The 17526-nt window shown below is 43.5% G+C and carries 12 protein-coding genes; 7 read left to right on the top strand and 5 right to left on the bottom strand.

Annotation, left to right across the window (positions count from 1 at the left end):
- Positions 1 to 15 precede the first annotated feature (15 nt).
- Together R8O70_RS09165 and R8O70_RS09160 are read left to right on the top strand one after the other, a co-directional pair.
- Positions 16 to 2712, top strand: a complete 2697-nt coding sequence (locus R8O70_RS09165; protein WP_318184147.1) for an AAA family ATPase — start codon at positions 16 to 18, stop codon at positions 2710 to 2712.
- Positions 2712 to 4052, top strand: coding sequence for an McrC family protein (locus tag R8O70_RS09160; RefSeq protein ID WP_258645941.1), 1341 nt, complete (start codon positions 2712 to 2714; stop codon positions 4050 to 4052). The genes R8O70_RS09165 and R8O70_RS09160 overlap by 1 nt, the downstream gene beginning before the upstream one ends.
- Here the strand turns inward: R8O70_RS09160 and R8O70_RS09155 are convergent.
- The 4 genes from R8O70_RS09155 to R8O70_RS09140 all read right to left on the bottom strand — a co-directional run bounded on the left by R8O70_RS09155 (position 4029) and on the right by R8O70_RS09140 (position 7628).
- A complete protein-coding gene (locus tag R8O70_RS09155) occupies positions 4029 to 4316 on the bottom strand; it encodes a hypothetical protein (RefSeq protein WP_258645939.1) in 288 nt (95 codons plus the stop codon). The two genes, R8O70_RS09160 and R8O70_RS09155, sit on opposite strands and share 24 nt — an antisense overlap.
- A gap of 503 nt (positions 4317 to 4819) precedes the next feature.
- Positions 4820 to 4948: a hypothetical protein gene (locus R8O70_RS09150; RefSeq protein ID WP_257789285.1), complete on the bottom strand. Its 129-nt coding sequence runs from the start codon at positions 4946 to 4948 to the stop codon at positions 4820 to 4822.
- Positions 4949 to 5301: 353 nt separating this feature from the next.
- The gene (locus tag R8O70_RS09145) at positions 5302 to 6294 is read right to left on the bottom strand and encodes a cytochrome d ubiquinol oxidase subunit II (protein WP_033905058.1); all 993 of its coding nucleotides are present in this window, start codon (positions 6292 to 6294) and stop codon (positions 5302 to 5304) included.
- 2 nt (positions 6295 to 6296) lie between these two features.
- Complete coding sequence (locus R8O70_RS09140; RefSeq protein ID WP_033905059.1) at positions 6297 to 7628, bottom strand: cytochrome ubiquinol oxidase subunit I; 1332 nt, start codon at positions 7626 to 7628, stop codon at positions 6297 to 6299.
- An 816-nt stretch (positions 7629 to 8444) separates the two neighbouring features.
- Between R8O70_RS09140 and R8O70_RS09135 the strand changes: the two genes are divergently transcribed.
- On the top strand, positions 8445 to 8693 hold the full coding sequence (locus tag R8O70_RS09135; protein WP_033905060.1) for a hypothetical protein: 249 nt from the start codon (positions 8445 to 8447) through the stop codon (positions 8691 to 8693).
- Positions 8694 to 8698: 5 nt separating this feature from the next.
- On the opposite strand, the gene R8O70_RS09130 is transcribed toward R8O70_RS09135, so the two are convergent.
- Entirely contained in the window at positions 8699 to 9688 is a 990-nt protein-coding gene (locus R8O70_RS09130; protein ID WP_033905062.1) for a Solitary outer membrane autotransporter beta-barrel domain, read from the bottom strand.
- Positions 9689 to 10461: 773 nt separating this feature from the next.
- Here R8O70_RS09130 and R8O70_RS09125 point away from each other — a divergent pair.
- The 4 genes from R8O70_RS09125 (at position 10462) to R8O70_RS09110 (ending at position 17512) form a co-directional block, all read left to right on the top strand.
- The gene (locus R8O70_RS09125; RefSeq protein ID WP_033905064.1) at positions 10462 to 12099 is read left to right on the top strand and encodes a methyl-accepting chemotaxis protein; all 1638 of its coding nucleotides are present in this window, start codon (positions 10462 to 10464) and stop codon (positions 12097 to 12099) included.
- Positions 12100 to 12565: 466 nt separating this feature from the next.
- Positions 12566 to 13705 (top strand): efflux RND transporter periplasmic adaptor subunit, encoded by a 1140-nt coding sequence (locus R8O70_RS09120; protein ID WP_033905065.1) that lies wholly within the window; start codon positions 12566 to 12568, stop codon positions 13703 to 13705.
- 2 nt (positions 13706 to 13707) lie between these two features.
- A complete protein-coding gene (locus R8O70_RS09115; protein WP_005378264.1) occupies positions 13708 to 16869 on the top strand; it encodes an efflux RND transporter permease subunit in 3162 nt (1053 codons plus the stop codon).
- Between the two features lie 187 nt (positions 16870 to 17056).
- On the top strand, positions 17057 to 17512 hold the full coding sequence (locus tag R8O70_RS09110; RefSeq protein WP_033905066.1) for a MarR family winged helix-turn-helix transcriptional regulator: 456 nt from the start codon (positions 17057 to 17059) through the stop codon (positions 17510 to 17512).
- The last annotated feature ends 14 nt before the right edge of the window (positions 17513 to 17526 follow it).

Here is a 17526-nt window from a genome sequence, read left to right as displayed (position 1 = left end):
AGTAAGGAAAACAAATTGGCAATATATTGTGGCGACAAGAATTCTACCCATTTACTATCCAATATGTCGGAGTTCAAAGAGCGTTGTTTAATTCAAGGTCGCTCTCTTTTCACGGAACTCACCGTGTGGAATTCACCAACGTGCCAAGAGCTCATTGATTACTTCGTTGAAAACTTAGATGAAGGTGACGGTGACTTTTTTGAAAAATTAGAAACTCAACTGGCAGATGCTTCCCCAGAAGCCAAAGTACTTGCGTCTGAAATGCTGTGGTTGATGTTTCTTTGCCCGAGCAATACGGGACCTGAGTCTAAGCGTAATAGTATTGAACGAGTATTTTCCTGGAGTGGGGACGAGATTACCCCAGAGCCCAAGCAAAAATTTCTTTCTGACAGCGCTTTAACTGGAATTGGCAGTGCTGGAACCGCATACAATACAGGTCGCTGGCGTGAGCTTGTTTATGTTATCCGGTTGGTTGAAGCTTTGCTAAAGCTCTCTGAACTGGAGAGAAAAGAGCTTTTGAATGATGTTGAGCGCTTGCCTCAGTGGCTGGAGTCTATTCCAGAAAATGGCACGAGACAGTTTCGTCATATGTTTTTATATCTGCTGTTTCCAGAGGGCCATGAGCGTATCTTCGGTAACACGGACAGAAAGTCTATTTTAACGACTTTAGCCGATATCACGAGTGCCCAATATAATCGAATGGATACAAAAGATGCTGACGCTAAACTGTTGGCACTAAGGCAATCTTTTGAAGCGGAGTTCGGGACCAAAGAACTTGACTACTATGTCGAGCCGTTGCGGTCTAAATGGAAGGTACCGAAGCCATCGTCCACCAATGAGGTCAATGATCCAGCACAGGAGTATGATGTGAAGAGTAATGATAAACCTCAACCGCTTAATACGATTCTTTACGGACCTCCAGGAACAGGTAAAACCTACAATACGATCAATAAAGCTCTAGAGATTGTTGATCCTGAGTTTTACTATTCACATAGCGATGATCGAGTCGCTATCAAAAAGCGATTCGATGAACTTCTAAAAAGCAATCGCATTGGTTTTGTTACCTTCCACCAGAGTTTTAGTTATGAAGATTTTGTGGAAGGCTTGAAAGCGACGACAGAAAACAATCAGGTCAACTACGAAATCGAAGATGGTATTTTTAAACGCTTGTGCGAATCTGCTCGTGCCAAACCAACAGTAAAAGCAGAGCAAGATTATGTTGATATTAGAGGTCGTAAAATCTGGAAGATGTCGTTAGGTGACATCGCTGGTGAAGATGCCTTTATCTATCAGCAATGTGTCGATAACGGCTACGTTCTTTTAGGTTATGGTTATGATATCGACTTTAGCCAGGCTGATAATCGTAAGCAAGTGGCTCAAACCTACCGTAGTCATAACGTAGTAATTGAGAACGAAAGCTATGACTATCAAGTTACATCAGTAAACAAATTCAAAAATGAGATGGCTATCGGTGACCTCATTGTCGTTTCAGATGGTAACCGTAAGTTTCGTGCTATTGCTGAAATTACCAGCGATTATTATTTTGATAACTCAGCTATTGATGATGTTAGCTATTCTCAAGCAAGAAAAGTTATTTGGCACAGAGTGTACGAACCATCACTACCAGTTGATGAATTGTTGAAGAAGAACTTGTCTCAAATGACTTTGTATCGACTATACGATTCCACCATCGATACTGAAAAACTCCAAACTATATTACAAGGTAGTGCTGACAGGGGGAACGTAGCGCCAGGGCGCACGCTAGGTAAGTATCAGATTGAATCAATTTCTGATGAGCTGATTACTATTCGCAAGCCTAATGGTTCTGATCTGCCAATGCCCAAATCGATTGTTGACGAGCTTTGTGATTTAGTTCGATCTGGTGATATTTCCATTGAAGATATCAAGCAAAAAAGGGTGTTTGATAAAGTAGATACGTTGATGGAGAAGTACCTAGTAAATGGCTACCCTAATGTATTGGGGCCATTAGTTGATGAGATAGTTAGCAAAGGAATGTCGCTATCGAATCAAGCATCCTCGGATAAGAGAGTGCTGATTATTGATGAGATTAACCGAGGTAATATCTCCAATATCTTTGGTGAGTTAATCACTTTGATTGAGCCAAGTAAGAGGGCGGGTGCTAAAGAAGCGCTATCGGTGAAATTGCCATATTCAAAAAAGCCTTTTTCAGTTCCTGATAACTTACACATTATTAGTACGATGAACACGGCTGATAAGTCACTCGCTCAGATCGATATTGCGTTGCGTCGTCGTTTTCAGTTTGAAGAAATGATGACTAACTACGAACTGCTTGCAGAAATTCCATTAATTAATGGTATTGACATTGAGCAGGTGGTTCGGGCTATTAATAAGCGAATAGAGTTACTGTACGACCGTGAGCACACGATAGGCCACAGCTTCTTTCTATCACTAAAAGATAACCCGTCGATTGAACATCTGGCTGAAATTTTTGAATTACAGATCCTTCCATTGCTGGAAGAGTATTTCTTTGAAAACTGGGAACGAGTAGCAATGGTATTGGGCGATCATCTTAAAACAGATGAGAGCTTACGCTTTGTTGTTGGACAATTTGACGCGAACGAAATTGCTCAGTTGATGGGAGATGATTGGGACCAAGTGGGCATACAGCCTTATGTTAGAAACGATCACGCTTTTAAAGTCGCCGCAGCTTATATCGGTATCTATTCTTAATGTTTGGTAGGAATCATGACTTCGTAATTGCCGTTCGTGAATTCGGCTTATTACTCAATGGTGGTAATGAGTCGAGTACCGACTGCCACTCAATACCAAGTAAAGCGTTTGAGTGGTTAATGGTTAACGGTCAAAGTAATAACCAACATTCAGTTGATCTTATAAAGGTCAAAAAGCATGGTAGATCGATTGCTTTGCAAGTGATCAATTATGTTGGAGTGTTAGAAACCCCTTGTGGTACCCGCATTGAGATTCTTCCTAAGATATCAGAACAGGAAGACAGTCAATCAGCAACGAAAGTGCTTCTTAAGATGCTTTCAACGGTTCATAAGCTGAACATGCATAGGTTTGAAAACACTTCCCTTCAAACGTTAAACAGACCTCTATTTGAAGCATTGATTGGTTTTTTCTTGAAAGAAGTCTCGGATGTAATTAAGAAGGGTATCCGTAGCCAGTACACTAGAGTTCAAGAGCGTAAGCCATATTTAAAAGGGCAGCTACAAACTTCAAAGCAACTCAACCAGAGGCCGGGTTGTCTCAATAGCTTCCACATTTCTTACGATGAGTTTTCACCGGATAGAGCGGAAAATAGATTGATACGCTCTGCGCTTAATCAAGTAATGAAGTGGTCTAAAAATAGCGATAACTTGCGTTTAAGTAGTGAATTACAATTTGCACTTGATGATATCCCTTGCTCTAAAAATTATGCATTTGACTTTCGACAGTGGTCCAAAGAACGTTCTCTGGTTCACTATCGCACTGTGAAGCCTTGGTGTGAATTAATTTTGAGTTATTGCTCTCCAGTATCACTATCAGGGTTGCACAATGGTATTTCGATGCTTTTCCCGATGGAAAATCTCTTTGAGCGATATGTTGCAATAAGGCTAGGAAAGTCACTACAACCTTCTCTTAAATTGAAAACTCAAGCAAACAGTTGTGCCCTAGTGACCCATAAGCCCCGTAGCGGAAAGTCTCAAGAGTGGTTTAGGCTCAAGCCTGATATTGTTGTTAGTGATAAGACTTCGCATGAGCCGCTTTATGTAGCCGATACAAAGTGGAAGCGAATTAACGAGAAGCAAGCTACAGCTAAGCAGAAGTATGGCATTAGTCAATCTGACATGTATCAGATGTTTGCTTATGGACAAAATTATTTAGGTGGGTCAGGCGTGGTATATCTTATCTATCCAGCATATGAGAACTTTAATAAGCCTCTGCCACCATTTAGATTTGATGAAAATCTAGTGGTGAAGGTTATCCCTTATGATCTCGTGGATGATGAATGTGAACTATTGGGTGTTGAATGCTCAGGAAAGTTATCATTTCCTGAGCTTTCGTGCTAAATCGCGTATCTTATTATCAACTCGATTAGATTGAAGTATCAAATCAAGTGCATCTTGTTCTCTGCTGTTTTCAAAGATCAGCTTTGCGTTACCAACCCTAATTGCGGCCCCGGCTTCGTTACTCACTTTATTCGTCACTAGAGTTTCGATTGCATCTGCTCGTGAAATTCTGCCATTAGTGAAATCTCGGAAAAGCTCATAGTGAGATACGAATGCGGCTTTGCCGACGGATTTTAGTTTTTTGTCTAAATCGGTATCATCCATGAAAATTGCCCACTTCTTGTAAGGTGCATTAGCAATGCTAAGATTATAGACATTGCTAGAGGAGCTTTGGATATTAGGAGAAGAAAAAGTGAAGATGCTTTTTATAGCATTTTAAAATGTAATGGCTTTCCTTAAGTAATACCCATGGTAATACTTTTATTTATGTTTTATTTATATGTTCAATTAAATCAAATGGTTGCATTTTTAAGTCTGCCGTCTCACTCCCGCCACATTCTATAAGGTCTGATTTATCAGGCCTTTTTTCATATCTGCACTAAAGTAATGCATCATTGAAAGTACATAAGAGTACTCAGAGTGCAAACGCAACTCTATCTACAAGCCAACTGTTCATATCTCACCTCGATACAACGCCAAAATTGAAGAAGCTATACAGAGGCAGCCATAATCTGATTGGTGCGGGTTAGCCCATCCGCTTTAATCTAGAATTTAGCACCCATATCACATGAGGTATGAATACGGCCACAAGAATGAACGTATTGCTACTAGATGCTAAGCAAAACAGCCATGAACACGAATACAACAGCAATCATAACAAAGAGATCTGTGTTTGGATTGAGGTCATCTGGGTTAAATTTTTCAATGCTTTGCGTCGTTTCGCATCGTATCTTCATGTTCTTGTCCTTATTTCATGTACTATTTCAACAGCAACATAACATGCAATTGAGTGTTCACAAGTCATAAAAAAGCATAAGTATACTTGCACCTCATTGAGCGCAAAAAAAATACTCAAAGCGTTTTAAAGTGGCGGTCTACCTTTTGTAACATCAAATGTTCTTTCTGTTTTTGTGCCTGTATCGCTATAGTTGAGAAACGGTTATCTCGTTCTAGTTAGGAACAAACTACTGGCTGCCGCTACATTCTCTCAGCGTTCCCACTCAGTCGCCTTGGGTAGATACTTTAGTCGTTGAGTACTGCAAAAAAAACGCCGCATGAGCAGCGGCGCTTTGTTGAGGAATTCCCTTTCCTACTTGTAGCTAAGTTCTGTCGCTTTGCCTTTGAAGATCCGGTATACCACAAAGGTGTAAAGCAATATCACCGGCATAACAATCATCACACCGTAGCCCACGATTATTAACGTCGCAGGCGAGGAGGCAGCTTGTTGTGCGGTCATTAATCCCGGCACAACTTCTGGGAAGAAGCTATACGCAAGCCCGAGAAAGCTCAACGCGAAAATGACGGTGACACCAAAGAAAGGCCAGCGCACACCCAGATCATTCACCATTGGAACCTGACGCAAATAGCGATCAACTAGGAAGATGGTTGCCAATACAATTAACGGAACTGGGGCAAGCAACAAGATTTCTGGGAAGCTGAACCAACGCAAGGCAACTTGTTGATTTACAATTGGGTTTACAACGCTAACCACCAAGATTCCTAAGGCTGCTAACCAACCAGCACGGCGAGACCAACGGGCCGAGCGTATTTGCAAATCACCTTCCGTTTTTAGTACTAACCATGCGCCACCGATGTAAACGTACGCCGCCGCTACACAAAGTGCGCTTAACCAAGCAAAGCCAAATGCTTCGGTTGATTGTTCAAATCCCATGATGTAACGACCCACCATGTAACCCTGAGTTAGTGCGGTGATTAGCGAGCCAATTCTGAAGCACCAATCCCAATGAGGTTTATGATCCGAGTTCGCTTTGGCTCGGAAATCGAACGCCACGCCACGCATTATCAGTGCGATAAGCATGATGGCGGTCGGCATATAGAGCTCCGTTAAAATCAAACTGTGAGCGGTAGGAAAGGCAATCAACAAAATACCAACGGCTAACACCAGCCACGTTTCGTTCGCGTCCCAGAAAGGGCCGATAGAGGCTATCATTCGGTCACGTTGCGCTTCATTATCACTTGGTAAAAGGATACCGACGCCAAGGTCGTAGCCGTCGAGCACGGCATACATAAAGACCGAGAAGCCAAGCAGCAGAAGATAAATTTCTGGTAGATAGTTGAGCATGATTAGGCCTCTTGTTGTGTCAGTGGGACTTCATGGGCTGCAACGTCTTTGCGCGCCAAATAGAATAGGGTATGGATGTACGCAACCAGCAATGCAGCATAAATGGCTAAGTACATAATGAGCGAAGTCATCACGCTACTGCTCGCAACCGTGGTGACGGCTTCGGATGTTCGCAATACACCGCTGACCAACCAAGGTTGTCGACCAATCTCAGTAACATACCAACCCGCCAGTGTGGCTATCCAACCAGAGAACGTCATGGCTAATACCGTGTACAGGTAAGGTTTAGGTAGCGCTTTTTTGCGTGCTAGCTTCACCGCGCCATACCAGCTAACCAGCAGCATAAGGACACCTACACCAACCATCACGCGGAAGCCAAAGAACAAGGGCTTGACTGGCGGGTGGTCAGGCGCAAACTCGTTGAGGCCTTGGATTTCTCCGTCTAAGTCATGAGTAAGAATCAAACTCGCTAACTTCGGGATGCCCACTTCAAAATCATTGCTACGAGTTTCTTTATTTGGCATCGCAAACAGTAGAAGAGGCGCGCCTTGCTCGGTCTCCCACACACCTTCCATCGCTGCAATTTTTGCAGGTTGATGTTCAAGCGTGTTTAACCCGTGAAGGTCACCGACAAAGATTTGTACCGGGATGAACCCAGCCGCCGCGAACAGCGCGACTTTTAGGCCAAGTTTGGCTGAGCGGTGATCTGGCTTTTTCATTATTTGATAAGCTGAGATACCCGCAATCAAGAAGCTGGCAGTCAGCGCCGATGCTAATAGCGTGTGCAGAAGACGGTAAGGTAAAGAAGGATTGAAAATAACTTCCTTCCAACTGGTTACATGAACAATGCCGTCAATCACTTCATAGCCACTTGGTGTGTGCATCCAGCTGTTAAGCACTAGAATCCAAAATGCGGACATACTTGTCCCAACAGCAACCAGAACGGTGGCGAGAGTATGAACCCATTCCGGTACGCGTCCTCGTCCAAAAAGCATTACACCCAGGAAGGTGGCTTCCATAAAGAAGGCGGTCATCACTTCGTATCCGAGCAATGGTCCAGCTACGTTTCCGACTCGTTCCATAAAGCCTGGCCAGTTGGTACCAAACTGGAAACTCATCGTAATGCCGGATACCACACCCAAGGCGAAAGTGAGAGCGAATATCTTGACCCAGAAGTAATAAACATCGAGCCATACGGGGGCTTGTGTGCGGTTATATCGCCACTTGAAAAACACCAACATCCATGCCAACGCGATGGTGATGGTCGGGAAGAGAATGTGAAAGCTGATATTGGCCGCGAACTGGATCCGCGACAGCATGAGGGTATCTAACATCTTGGTTCCTCAAAAACGTGCCATACTAAAAATCGTGTCTATCTGTAATTTAGTTACGAAAAGTCGGGCAGTTTGGATTTATGTATCGAGAAATACAGGTGATTCTGTTTTCTTCTAACAATGATTTATATCAACTAAGACAAAGAAAGGAGTGTAGGAAATTGTCTCAAAATGCCACTAATAGTCGCGAGAAGTGAGTAAAAGAAAGCAAATGTAACTGAAGGAGCATGGAATAAGATTAGTTCGAATTATCCTTATGATGGTTTCGATAATCCTGAAATAAAATTACAGAAACAATATTTTTAGTAAGGAAATTTGCCTTGCCTTCACTTTGAACCTCCATACTATTTATACACTAGTCATGTCGAGATCATCTCAAACACAGCAAGCTTACTGACAGTTAAGGTGGGAAACTTTAGCTAATTGATAAACTTAAAATTGCACCGCTAATGACATATGCATCATAAGTTTGTTAGGACTCGACCAGAAGTGCGATAGGCTACATTTTTATACTAGCGAACGATTTAAAGCTAGGTAATTCGGCTTTCACTAGATCAGCAAGTCGACTGCGGACCATTTTCGATTCCTGATGAGTTTCAATCCAAACTGACACTTACTTTTCAGCAAGTGTGCTAGTGTCTTTCTTGTTATTTATTAAATAATTAATAAATGCCGATATGGTAAAGAGAGTTGTGGACAGCTATCTCGAGCAGTAGACTGACGCTAGCCAGAGAGTCTGACTTTGAGGGGGGCATTCTACATGAATCTTGGATTCTGCCACCGCAAAGCTGATATTGAATTTGATGGAGATGGATAATGAACGACAGTTGGGCTAATTTCTTTCCTTACTTTGCTGGAGCTTTTAAGCTTATTGTATTAGGGATAGGAGCCTACTTAGCCATTAAATGGCATTTTGACGAAGAGCGAAGGGTAAGAGAAGCGGAAGGTGTGGTGTTTGATAACCCAAGTCTCATGAAAAAGTTTGCGAAGACGCTAACTCTGCCATTCCTTTTGTGTCTTCTAGTTCTTCTTGTTATATATGCTACCAACAGGTTCCTGTACTGACGGCTTTATTGTTTGTTGTAGTAAAGTTGAATGCTGCCACCTCTGAGAGTCGAGCCGTAGTTGAAGTTAACGCCTATGCCGAAATTGTCCAACCAATCAAAGGGCTTTGGTGCATAAAATAGCCATCCTATAGAAGCTTCGTAGTAATGCGGACTTCCAAGTTCGTCGCTTAAATCATGCGAAAGGTCGACTCTTTTAATCCCAGTAAATAAAGCTTGCTCACCGTGATAAATATTGTAGTAACCGGTGATTTCATTAGATAGGTACCAACCTTTAGGGTTGCCTATATTGCCGTTATTTGCGCTTCCCCAGCTGTGCCCAATGAATGAATTCAATGTCGAACTGGCATGCCATTTCCCCCAACTTGTGGGAGACGTGTATTTGGCTTTGATGGATGGTTGAACTATTGCCGCCCATGCTGAAACGTTAACGGCACGGCCGTCTAGGATTCTTCCAATGATGGAGGAAAGTTTATTATCGGTAGAGAATGAGTTTTCATAACGCATAAGGTGAGTCGTCGTTCTGGTGCTAAGGGTGACGTTTTCACTTGCTTTGTATCGATACCCATAACCAATCGATGCACCGTATGTCCTTTCCTTGAGAAGATCCTTACTTGTGCCGAATAGTTTGAGATCATTCTCTGTTTGTATCGTAAATGCCTTAAACGACAGCTCATGTAAATCCTCGCTGCCCTCTATGTCAAAGTTAGTCGTGTAAGGGAGAACATATACGGATTTGCTTCGACGTTCATTGATTGACTCGTCAGTCCCGAACTCTGGGTTGGCGGTATCAAATAATGCATTCGGATCAAAGTCGCCAATACCAAACGCAATTGCGTCAGTATCGGACAGCAACACCGCGATAGAAAAACGTTGTTGGAGAAGGTTGCTAATTTCCTTATCTAGTGGATCCGCTTGAGCAGTGTGAGGAAGTGAGAGTAGGAGAGTGAGCGAAACGACTCGCCACTCCACTGAGGCGAAGTTGGGTTGGAACATTTTGGCTCTTTCAAATGGTTCATGCATGGAGTTTTTGGACGTACCGGTACGCTAACATTAGTTTAATCGTTGAATGGTCGGTGTAACTTTGAGAAATCTATGTTTTCTCATATTGATATGAAAAAGTTCCTTAAACGAGTTTAGCTTCAATGTGTATGCTGCACCAGATTTGTTTAGCAACATCATTCTTTTCTGAAGATGTAGCAAAACTTTGTGACTAGGTTGCATTATTTTCTTGAATGCGTCTCTTGAGAGGAAAATAGCAAACTTTTTTATTGCCTTGGCGCTCAAGAAAATCTGAATCGTTCACTGTGCTACAGGTTACTTCGAAAACTTGTAAGCACCCTGTCTGCCAACATCACGACTAACATCATCAAGGATTACCCTTAAATACGTCAGATAAACAATGGTTTTTTTGAGCTTTAGAAGAAATGTTCGGACTTTTGCATATTCCGCGGAGGTGCTCAATCCAAGAACTGTGTTTTGTATGTGTTCTCAGTAAATCATTGAGTCGATCTATTCTTCAAAATGTGGTCCCTTTTAATTCACTTTCTGTTACATATTTTTCGTTTTGAAAGAGCATTTTAATTTGCATCTTTTGAAAAGATCTCTTTGTTAAATTTTGTATAAAATCAACTAATTGTTGAAATTAGAACCCTTGTCAAAAAGTCATTAGATTTCATGTTGAATAGCCTCTTTTACCTAATAGTATACTCTATTTGTTTGATATAATTTCCGGCAGTTTGTATACCATAAATAAAGAGAGTCTATTCATGTTCCAGAACTTAACGATCAAGCAGAAGATAGTGATTCCGCTGTCATTGATTATTGGATTGTTTATTGTGAGCTCTGTATTAAACGTTATGACAAGTTGGAAGCAATCTGAATTGAGTGAGACACTCAACGAACAGATCGTGCCGAACTTATTAACGATTGAGGATGCTTACCGCGATCTTTACCAAGCTACATCTGCAATCCAAGGTGTTGCTCTTTCTGATACTCAAACCGATATTGATCACCACATCGGTGAATACAAAGACAACGCATACAAAGCGCTGCCGCGTATGGAACAAATGATTGAGCTATCGCAAGCCGGTGTGACGCCTTCTACACATGGTAATGAAGTTCGAACGCTTGTCTCTTTGGGTGAAAAATGGTTAGCAAGTTATGAGGCGATGCTACGTTTACCTCAATCTCAATGGCGTGGTTACTACAATGAGCACAAACATACCTTTGAAGACCAATTTATCGAGGTTAGAGCGCAGCTTAACGTTGTAAAAGATGCAATAGAAGAAAAGCAAAGCCAATTGAAGGACGAAATATCAGCGGCTGCAACAAGAGCAGAACTCATTCTTGAGGCTGGCATTGTGATTGTTATTTTTGCCGCTATCGCGATGGCTTTTTTGTTGTTACAAACGGTTGTGAAGCCTATCAATGATATTAAAAATGCGATGACAGAAATTGCGTCCGGTGAAGGTGATCTAAGTCAGCGAATCGATGTAAAAACACAAGACGAAATTGGCAATTTAGCAGACGCATTTAACCAGTTTGTGTCCAAAATTCAAATGACAGTCGCTCAGGTAATTGAAAGCTCAAATACCTTACGTAACGAAATGGCAAATCTTAGCTCGTTGACCACGACCATCGCGAACTCGACCGTTTCTCAGCAAAAAGATAGCGAGGCGGTAGCGGCGGCAGTGCATGAAATGCAAGTCACCAGCAGAAATGTAAGCGATAGCGCTAACGAAGCTGCGGTTGCGAGCCAAACAGCGAATGATGAACTTACCAATACCAATGTTATTTTGGATCAAACGGTTAGCTCAATTCGCAGCCTCGCAAGTGAAATCGAAAGCGCAAGCCACGTCATTAACACATTGGATCATGATGTGAGTAACATTGCGTCCGTACTGGATGTAATTCGTGGTATTGCCGAGCAAACAAACTTATTAGCGCTTAACGCAGCCATTGAAGCGGCTCGCGCTGGAGAGCAAGGGCGAGGCTTTGCTGTGGTAGCGGACGAGGTTCGTTCTTTAGCCAGTCGTACGCAACAGAGTACGGGAGAAATCCAAACCATGATTGAAAAGCTACAATCTGGTGCAGGACAAGCTGTAGAAGTGATGCGCGGTAGCCAAAATAGCAGTGATGAAACGATCAAGTCCGCTGGCCGAGCGAGTGAATCCCTTTCTGAAATCTTGAACGCGATTTCACGTATGAACGAGATGAATACACACATTGCAACGGCTGCGAGCCAGCAAAGTACAGTAAGTGACGAAGTAAATAGCAACGTACAAGGCATTGCAGACAGTAGCACTTCAATTGTGGAAATCGTAAACCAAGCGCAAGCTTCTTTAGCCATGTTGTCAGAGCAAACTCAACGTTTAGATCATCAGGTCAGTCAGTTCAAAGTATAAGCTTGAGAACAGCAATCTCACTGACGAAATAACCCGCTTCTTAGCGGGTTATTTTTTAGATAAGTGGCGAACCTGACTTGTGAAATTTCGACTATATTTACATTCCTTTCTCACTTTAGTTCGTATACCAGAGTGGGCAAATAACCCTAGACAGCGGTAACAAACTCTGTACAGCGTGATGATGCTTTTATCATCACTTTTGCTGCTTTTTAACCATTGCAATTGCACACAGGAAAATGTGATTTCCAACCCAAAATCTTCAAATTTGAGAACTTCATAACACCTTTACCATAAACGTTTTTCGTAAGCGTATAGAACTGTAAATTTTGTTGTATGTACAACACTGGGTATTTATCATCCTAATTAATTTGTTCTGGATATACATCCATTAGTCATTATTAAGTCATTCTAGAAGCTTTTAATAAGGAATCTTGAAGGCTTGTCGGTAGATAAGAGAGAAAAATTCATGAGACGTAAAACCACGCTATCTCTGCTGATTGCGTCGAGCCTTTTTGTGGTTGGATGTCAACCTAGCGAAGAAGGATCGAGCCAAGGTGGGGGGCCTGCGCCCGTAACCGAAGTAGAAGTGTTAACAGTGCAGCCAACGCGCCAAGCATTGACAGTAGAGTTGCCGGGTCGTAGCCGAGCATTCAAAGAAGCAGAAGTTCGTCCGCAAGTTACTGGCATTATTTCGGAACGAAATTTTGTTGAAGGTGGATTTGTTGAACAAGGACAGTCGCTATATCAAATTGATGATTCGTCATTTCAGGCGGATTTGCTGAGCGCTGAAGCGGAATTAATCCGTGCGCAAGCTGCGGCAGAGTCGACCTATGCCACGGTGAAGCGTTACAGAACCTTGATCACCAAAAAATCCATCAGCCAACAAGACTTGGATGAAGCAGAAGCGGCATACAAAGAAGCGAAAGCGCAGGTCCTAGTCGCAAAAGCCAAGATCAACACAGCAAAAATCAACTTAGATTATACGCAAGTCAAAGCTCCGATTAGCGGGGTGATCGGTAAATCGAGTGTGACAGCGGGTGCGTTGGTTACGGCTAACCAAGCTGCCAAATTAGCGACCATTCAGCAGCTTGACCCTATCAATGTTGATATTGTGCAATCATCCGCGCAACTGCTGCGTTTGAAAGCATCACTCTCCCAAGGCCATATGCAAGAAGATGATTCTGCGCAAGTTACATTGATGCTTGAAGATGGCAGCACTTACGAACACAAAGGCACAATGAAATTTACTGAGGTCAATGTGAACGAAAGTACGGGCAGCGTGACGCTTCGTGCCGAATTCCCAAACCCTGACGGTTTGTTGCTACCTGGAATGTTTGTTCGTGCGACGGTCATTACTGGTGTCGACCCTGATGCGATTCTAATACCACAAAATACGGTATCTCGTGATGCGACAGGTAAAGCGACAGTGATGACGGTTAATGGCGAGAACAAAGTGGAAGCGAAACCAGTGAAGACAGCTGAAGCGATCAATAGCCAATGGCGCATTATTGATGGTTTGAACGCGGGTGATAAAGTCATTACCGCCGGTTTACAAAAGGTAGGGCCAGGCAGTTCGGTAACTATCCAAAACGGTGAACAGGAGTAATCATGGCACGATTTTTTATCGATCGTCCGGTATTTGCTTGGGTTCTCGCGATTCTAACGATGTTGGCGGGGGTAATGTCATTATTCAATTTACCCGTCTCGCAATACCCAACGATTTCACCGACGACGATCACCATCAGTGCTCGCTATCCAGGTGCATCAGCAAAAACCGTTGAAGACTCGGTAACGCAAGTTATCGAGCAAAACATGACGGGATTAGATTACCTTCGCTACCTATCATCGAGCAGTGATGCATTTGGTAATGCGACAATTACCCTGACGTTTGATAGCGAAGCTGACCCTGATATCGCGCAAGTACAGGTTCAGAACAAACTGCAATTGGCATTGACTTCATTACCGATGGAGGTACAAAACCAAGGTATTGTCGTAAATAAATCCAATACGGCATTTCTCATGGTTGTCGCAGTTTATTCTGAAGATCCAGACTTTACAGAAAACGATATCGGCGACTTTGTTGTAACGAATATTCAAGACCCGATAAGTCGTGTAACTGGCGTAGGACAAGTGCAGGCGTTTGGTGCGCAGTATGCGATGCGAGTTTGGCTGGATCCATTTAAGCTTACGCAGTTCAACTTGACCGCAATCGATGTAGCGAACGCGATCAGTGAACAGAACGCGCAAGTTTCTTCAGGTCAACTTGGTGCAGCACCTGCGCAGGAAGGCCAGTTGTTGAATGCAACGATTTCGTCTGCAAGTCGTTTGAGCAGTGTGGAAGAGTTCCAAGACATCATTCTTAAGTCTGACGCCAGTGGTTCTAATGTTTATTTGAAAGATGTTGCTCGTGTTGAACGTGGTGCAGAAAGTTACGATATTCGAGGCCAATATAATGGCTTCCCAGCATCGGGTTTAGGTATTTCATTAGGTACTGGCGCAAACGCGCTTGAGACAGCCAATGCGGTAAAAGAGCGCTTAGAACAACTGAGTGCAACGTTCCCAGAAGGGTTGCAGATTGCTTACCCATTTGAAACAACGCCATTCGTCAAAGCCTCGATTCAAGAAGTGGTTAAAACGCTATTAGAAGCCATTCTTCTTGTGTTCTTAATCATGTACCTGTTCTTGCAGAACTTCCGTGCGACGATCATTCCAACGATCGCAGTGCCTGTCGTATTGCTCGGAACCTTCGCTATTTTGTACGCGACTGGATTTAGCGTAAACACGTTAACCATGTTCGCGATGGTTCTGGCTATCGGTTTGCTGGTGGATGATGCCATCGTTGTGGTGGAAAACGTCGAGCGTGTGATGCATGAAGATGGTTTAGAGCCCAAAGAAGCGACCAAAAAATCGATGGGGCAGATCACTGGTGCCCTGATTGGTGTGGGGTTGACGCTTTCAGCGGTATTCGTCCCTATGGCGTTTATGTCTGGTTCTACCGGGGTTATTTACCGTCAGTTCTCGATAACTATTGTGGCGGCTATGACGCTTTCAGTTTTGGTGGCGATAATTCTGACTCCGGCATTGTGTGCTACGTTGCTGAAAAAAGGCGATGCTGAGCTTCTAGAGAAGAAAGGCTTCTTTGGCTGGTTTAACCGCAAGTTTGATGCGATGACAGCAGGCTATGAAACCGGCGTTGCCAAACTTCTAAAACGCACAGGTCGCATGTTGGTTGTATTTTTGGCAATGAGTGCAGGTGCTGGCTGGTTATTTATGAACCTTCCAACGTCATTTTTGCCAGATGAAGACCAAGGCACAGTATTCTCAATGGCTATTTTGCCGCCTAACTCAACACAAGAACAGACGGAAAAAACACTTGAGAAAATGCGTGACTTTTACCTAGTAGACGAAAAAGACAATGTAAAATCCGTCTTCTCTGTTGCTGGATTTAGTTTCGCAGGCCAAGGCCAAAACATGGGGATGGCATTTATCGGCCTGAAAGATTGGTCTGAGCGTGAAGCGCCTGGCGCTGATGCGGCTTCCATTACGGGCCGAGCGATGGGGTACTTCTCTACCATTAAAGAAGCTTTGGTGTTTGCGTTCGCCCCTCCAGCGATTCAAGAGCTAGGTAACTCGACAGGTTTCGATTTCTATCTCCAAGACTCGTTGAATAAAGGGCACGATGCATTAGTTGCGGCTCAAGGGCAACTTCTGGGCATGGCAGCACAAAACCCGAAACTTGTCGGTGTTCGTCCAAACGGTCAGGCAGATGCGCCAATGTACAAAGTGAACATTGACCACGTCAAACTTCGTGCTTTGGATGTCAGTATCAATGACGTAAACCAAATCCTGTCAGCTGCATGGGGCGGGGCTTACATTAACGATTATATTGATCGCGGTCGTGTGAAGAAAGTGATGGTGCAAAGTGATGCGGAATACCGCATGCAGCCAAAAGACTTTGATTCATGGTACGTACGCAATGCTAAGGGAGAGATGGTGCCTTTCTCTGCTTTTGCGAGTGGCGAGTGGACATATGGTTCTCCTCTTTTGCAGCGCTTTGATGGTTTGCCAGCAATGAATATTCAAGGCGGTGCAGCTCCTGGTGTAAGTACTGGTGAAGCCATGGAAGAAATTGAAGCAATGGTAGAAAAGCTACCAGAAGGTTTCACGGTGAACTGGAATGGTATTTCGTATGAAGAGCGCCTTTCCGGAAACCAAGCGCCGATGCTATATGCGCTATCTATCCTCGTCGTATTCTTAGTTCTTGCCGCTTTGTATGAAAGTTGGTCAGTACCTTTCGCCGTGGTGTTAGTTGTTCCTCTTGGTGTGCTTGGTGCTGTGCTTGCGGTAATGACGCGCAGTATGGATAACGATGTGTTCTTCCAGGTGAGCTTATTAACTACGGTCGGCTTGGCAACCAAAAACGCCATTCTGATTGTTGAGTTTGCAAAGGACTACTATGAGAAAGGCGCTGGGCTTATCGAAGCAACCTTACATGCTGTTCGCGTTCGTCTGCGCCCAATTATCATGACATCGCTTGCTTTTGGTTTGGGTGTGGTACCACTTGCTATCAGTTCAGGTGTGGGATCGGCAGGTCAAAACGCAGTGGGTACCGGCGTACTTGGTGGCATGATCAGTGCCACGATATTGGGTATATTCTTCGTCCCAATCTTCTTTGTAGTGGTTGAGCGATTGTTTGATCGACGTGCGAGAAAAGAGTCGGAGGCAGAGTTGTCTGAGACCAGCACTAAACCCACTCAGCAAAGCGAGTAGGACTTGGTTGTTTTAACTGAGTTATACTAGTGATAATAAACACGATTAAAGGGCGCTTCGGCGCTCTTTATTTTATGTTTTCACTTGGTGGTTACCGTCTATGACGCGAGCCTGAAAGACGGCGTGTTGTGTGCAGTATCAGCACAGCCTTTTCGGCCGAATGAAAGCCTAAAGAAGAAAAACGACGATGAAAGATCAGAAAATTTCCCCAATTTCCGTTTTGGATCAAAGTCCTATGTTTGTTTGTGGTGTGATGCAGCGCATGTACCGCAATCGTGCCCAAGCTGAGCTCTCTCGGCAAAATTTGATGACACTAGAAATGGCAAGTGCACTGGCCGCTTTAGAAGAATTTCAGCCTATGAGCCAGCAAGCGTTAGCTGATGCGGTTCGAACTGAGCGAAGTGTAGCAAAGCGGATGGTGGACAATCTGGAAAAGAGAGGGTTTGTTCAAGTTTCTAAAAGTAAATCGAATCAGCGCCTTAAAATGCTAAGCATGACAAAAGAGGGGGCAAATGCTTTAAAGCAAGTTCATCAAATCATGACGAATTTACAGAAAGAGTTTTTTTCTTGTTTGTCGGAATCTGAAGCGAATGAATTTTTTCGTCTGGTAAGAAAGCTCACTTTTGCGAATCACGACCAGTAACTGACATCAATGCC

The organism is Vibrio sp. 779(2023), assembly GCF_033344285.1.
GTDB classification, from domain to species: domain Bacteria; phylum Pseudomonadota; class Gammaproteobacteria; order Enterobacterales; family Vibrionaceae; genus Vibrio; species Vibrio alginolyticus.
The sequence above is the reverse complement of the archived record's forward strand: the minus strand, read 5'-3'. Positions and strand labels throughout refer to the sequence as shown.

What these genes read in the sequence shown, in the direction of transcription:
- R8O70_RS09150 (WP_257789285.1), bottom strand. Translation starts at nt 4,948, where the DNA reads ATGAAGATACGATGCGAAACGACGCAAAGCATTGAAAAATTTAACCCA.
- R8O70_RS09155 (WP_258645939.1), bottom strand. Translation starts at nt 4,316, where the DNA reads ATGGATGATACCGATTTAGACAAAAAACTAAAATCCGTCGGCAAAGCC.
- R8O70_RS09120 (WP_033905065.1), top strand. Translation starts at nt 12,566, where the DNA reads ATGAGACGTAAAACCACGCTATCTCTGCTGATTGCGTCGAGCCTTTTT.
- R8O70_RS09125 (WP_033905064.1), top strand. Translation starts at nt 10,462, where the DNA reads ATGTTCCAGAACTTAACGATCAAGCAGAAGATAGTGATTCCGCTGTCA.
- R8O70_RS09130 (WP_033905062.1), bottom strand. Translation starts at nt 9,688, where the DNA reads ATGTTCCAACCCAACTTCGCCTCAGTGGAGTGGCGAGTCGTTTCGCTC.
- R8O70_RS09140 (WP_033905059.1), bottom strand. Translation starts at nt 7,628, where the DNA reads ATGTTAGATACCCTCATGCTGTCGCGGATCCAGTTCGCGGCCAATATC.
- R8O70_RS09145 (WP_033905058.1), bottom strand. Translation starts at nt 6,294, where the DNA reads ATGCTCAACTATCTACCAGAAATTTATCTTCTGCTGCTTGGCTTCTCG.
- R8O70_RS09160 (WP_258645941.1), top strand. Translation starts at nt 2,712, where the DNA reads ATGTTTGGTAGGAATCATGACTTCGTAATTGCCGTTCGTGAATTCGGC.
- R8O70_RS09115 (WP_005378264.1), top strand. Translation starts at nt 13,708, where the DNA reads ATGGCACGATTTTTTATCGATCGTCCGGTATTTGCTTGGGTTCTCGCG.
- R8O70_RS09135 (WP_033905060.1), top strand. Translation starts at nt 8,445, where the DNA reads ATGAACGACAGTTGGGCTAATTTCTTTCCTTACTTTGCTGGAGCTTTT.
- R8O70_RS09110 (WP_033905066.1), top strand. Translation starts at nt 17,057, where the DNA reads ATGAAAGATCAGAAAATTTCCCCAATTTCCGTTTTGGATCAAAGTCCT.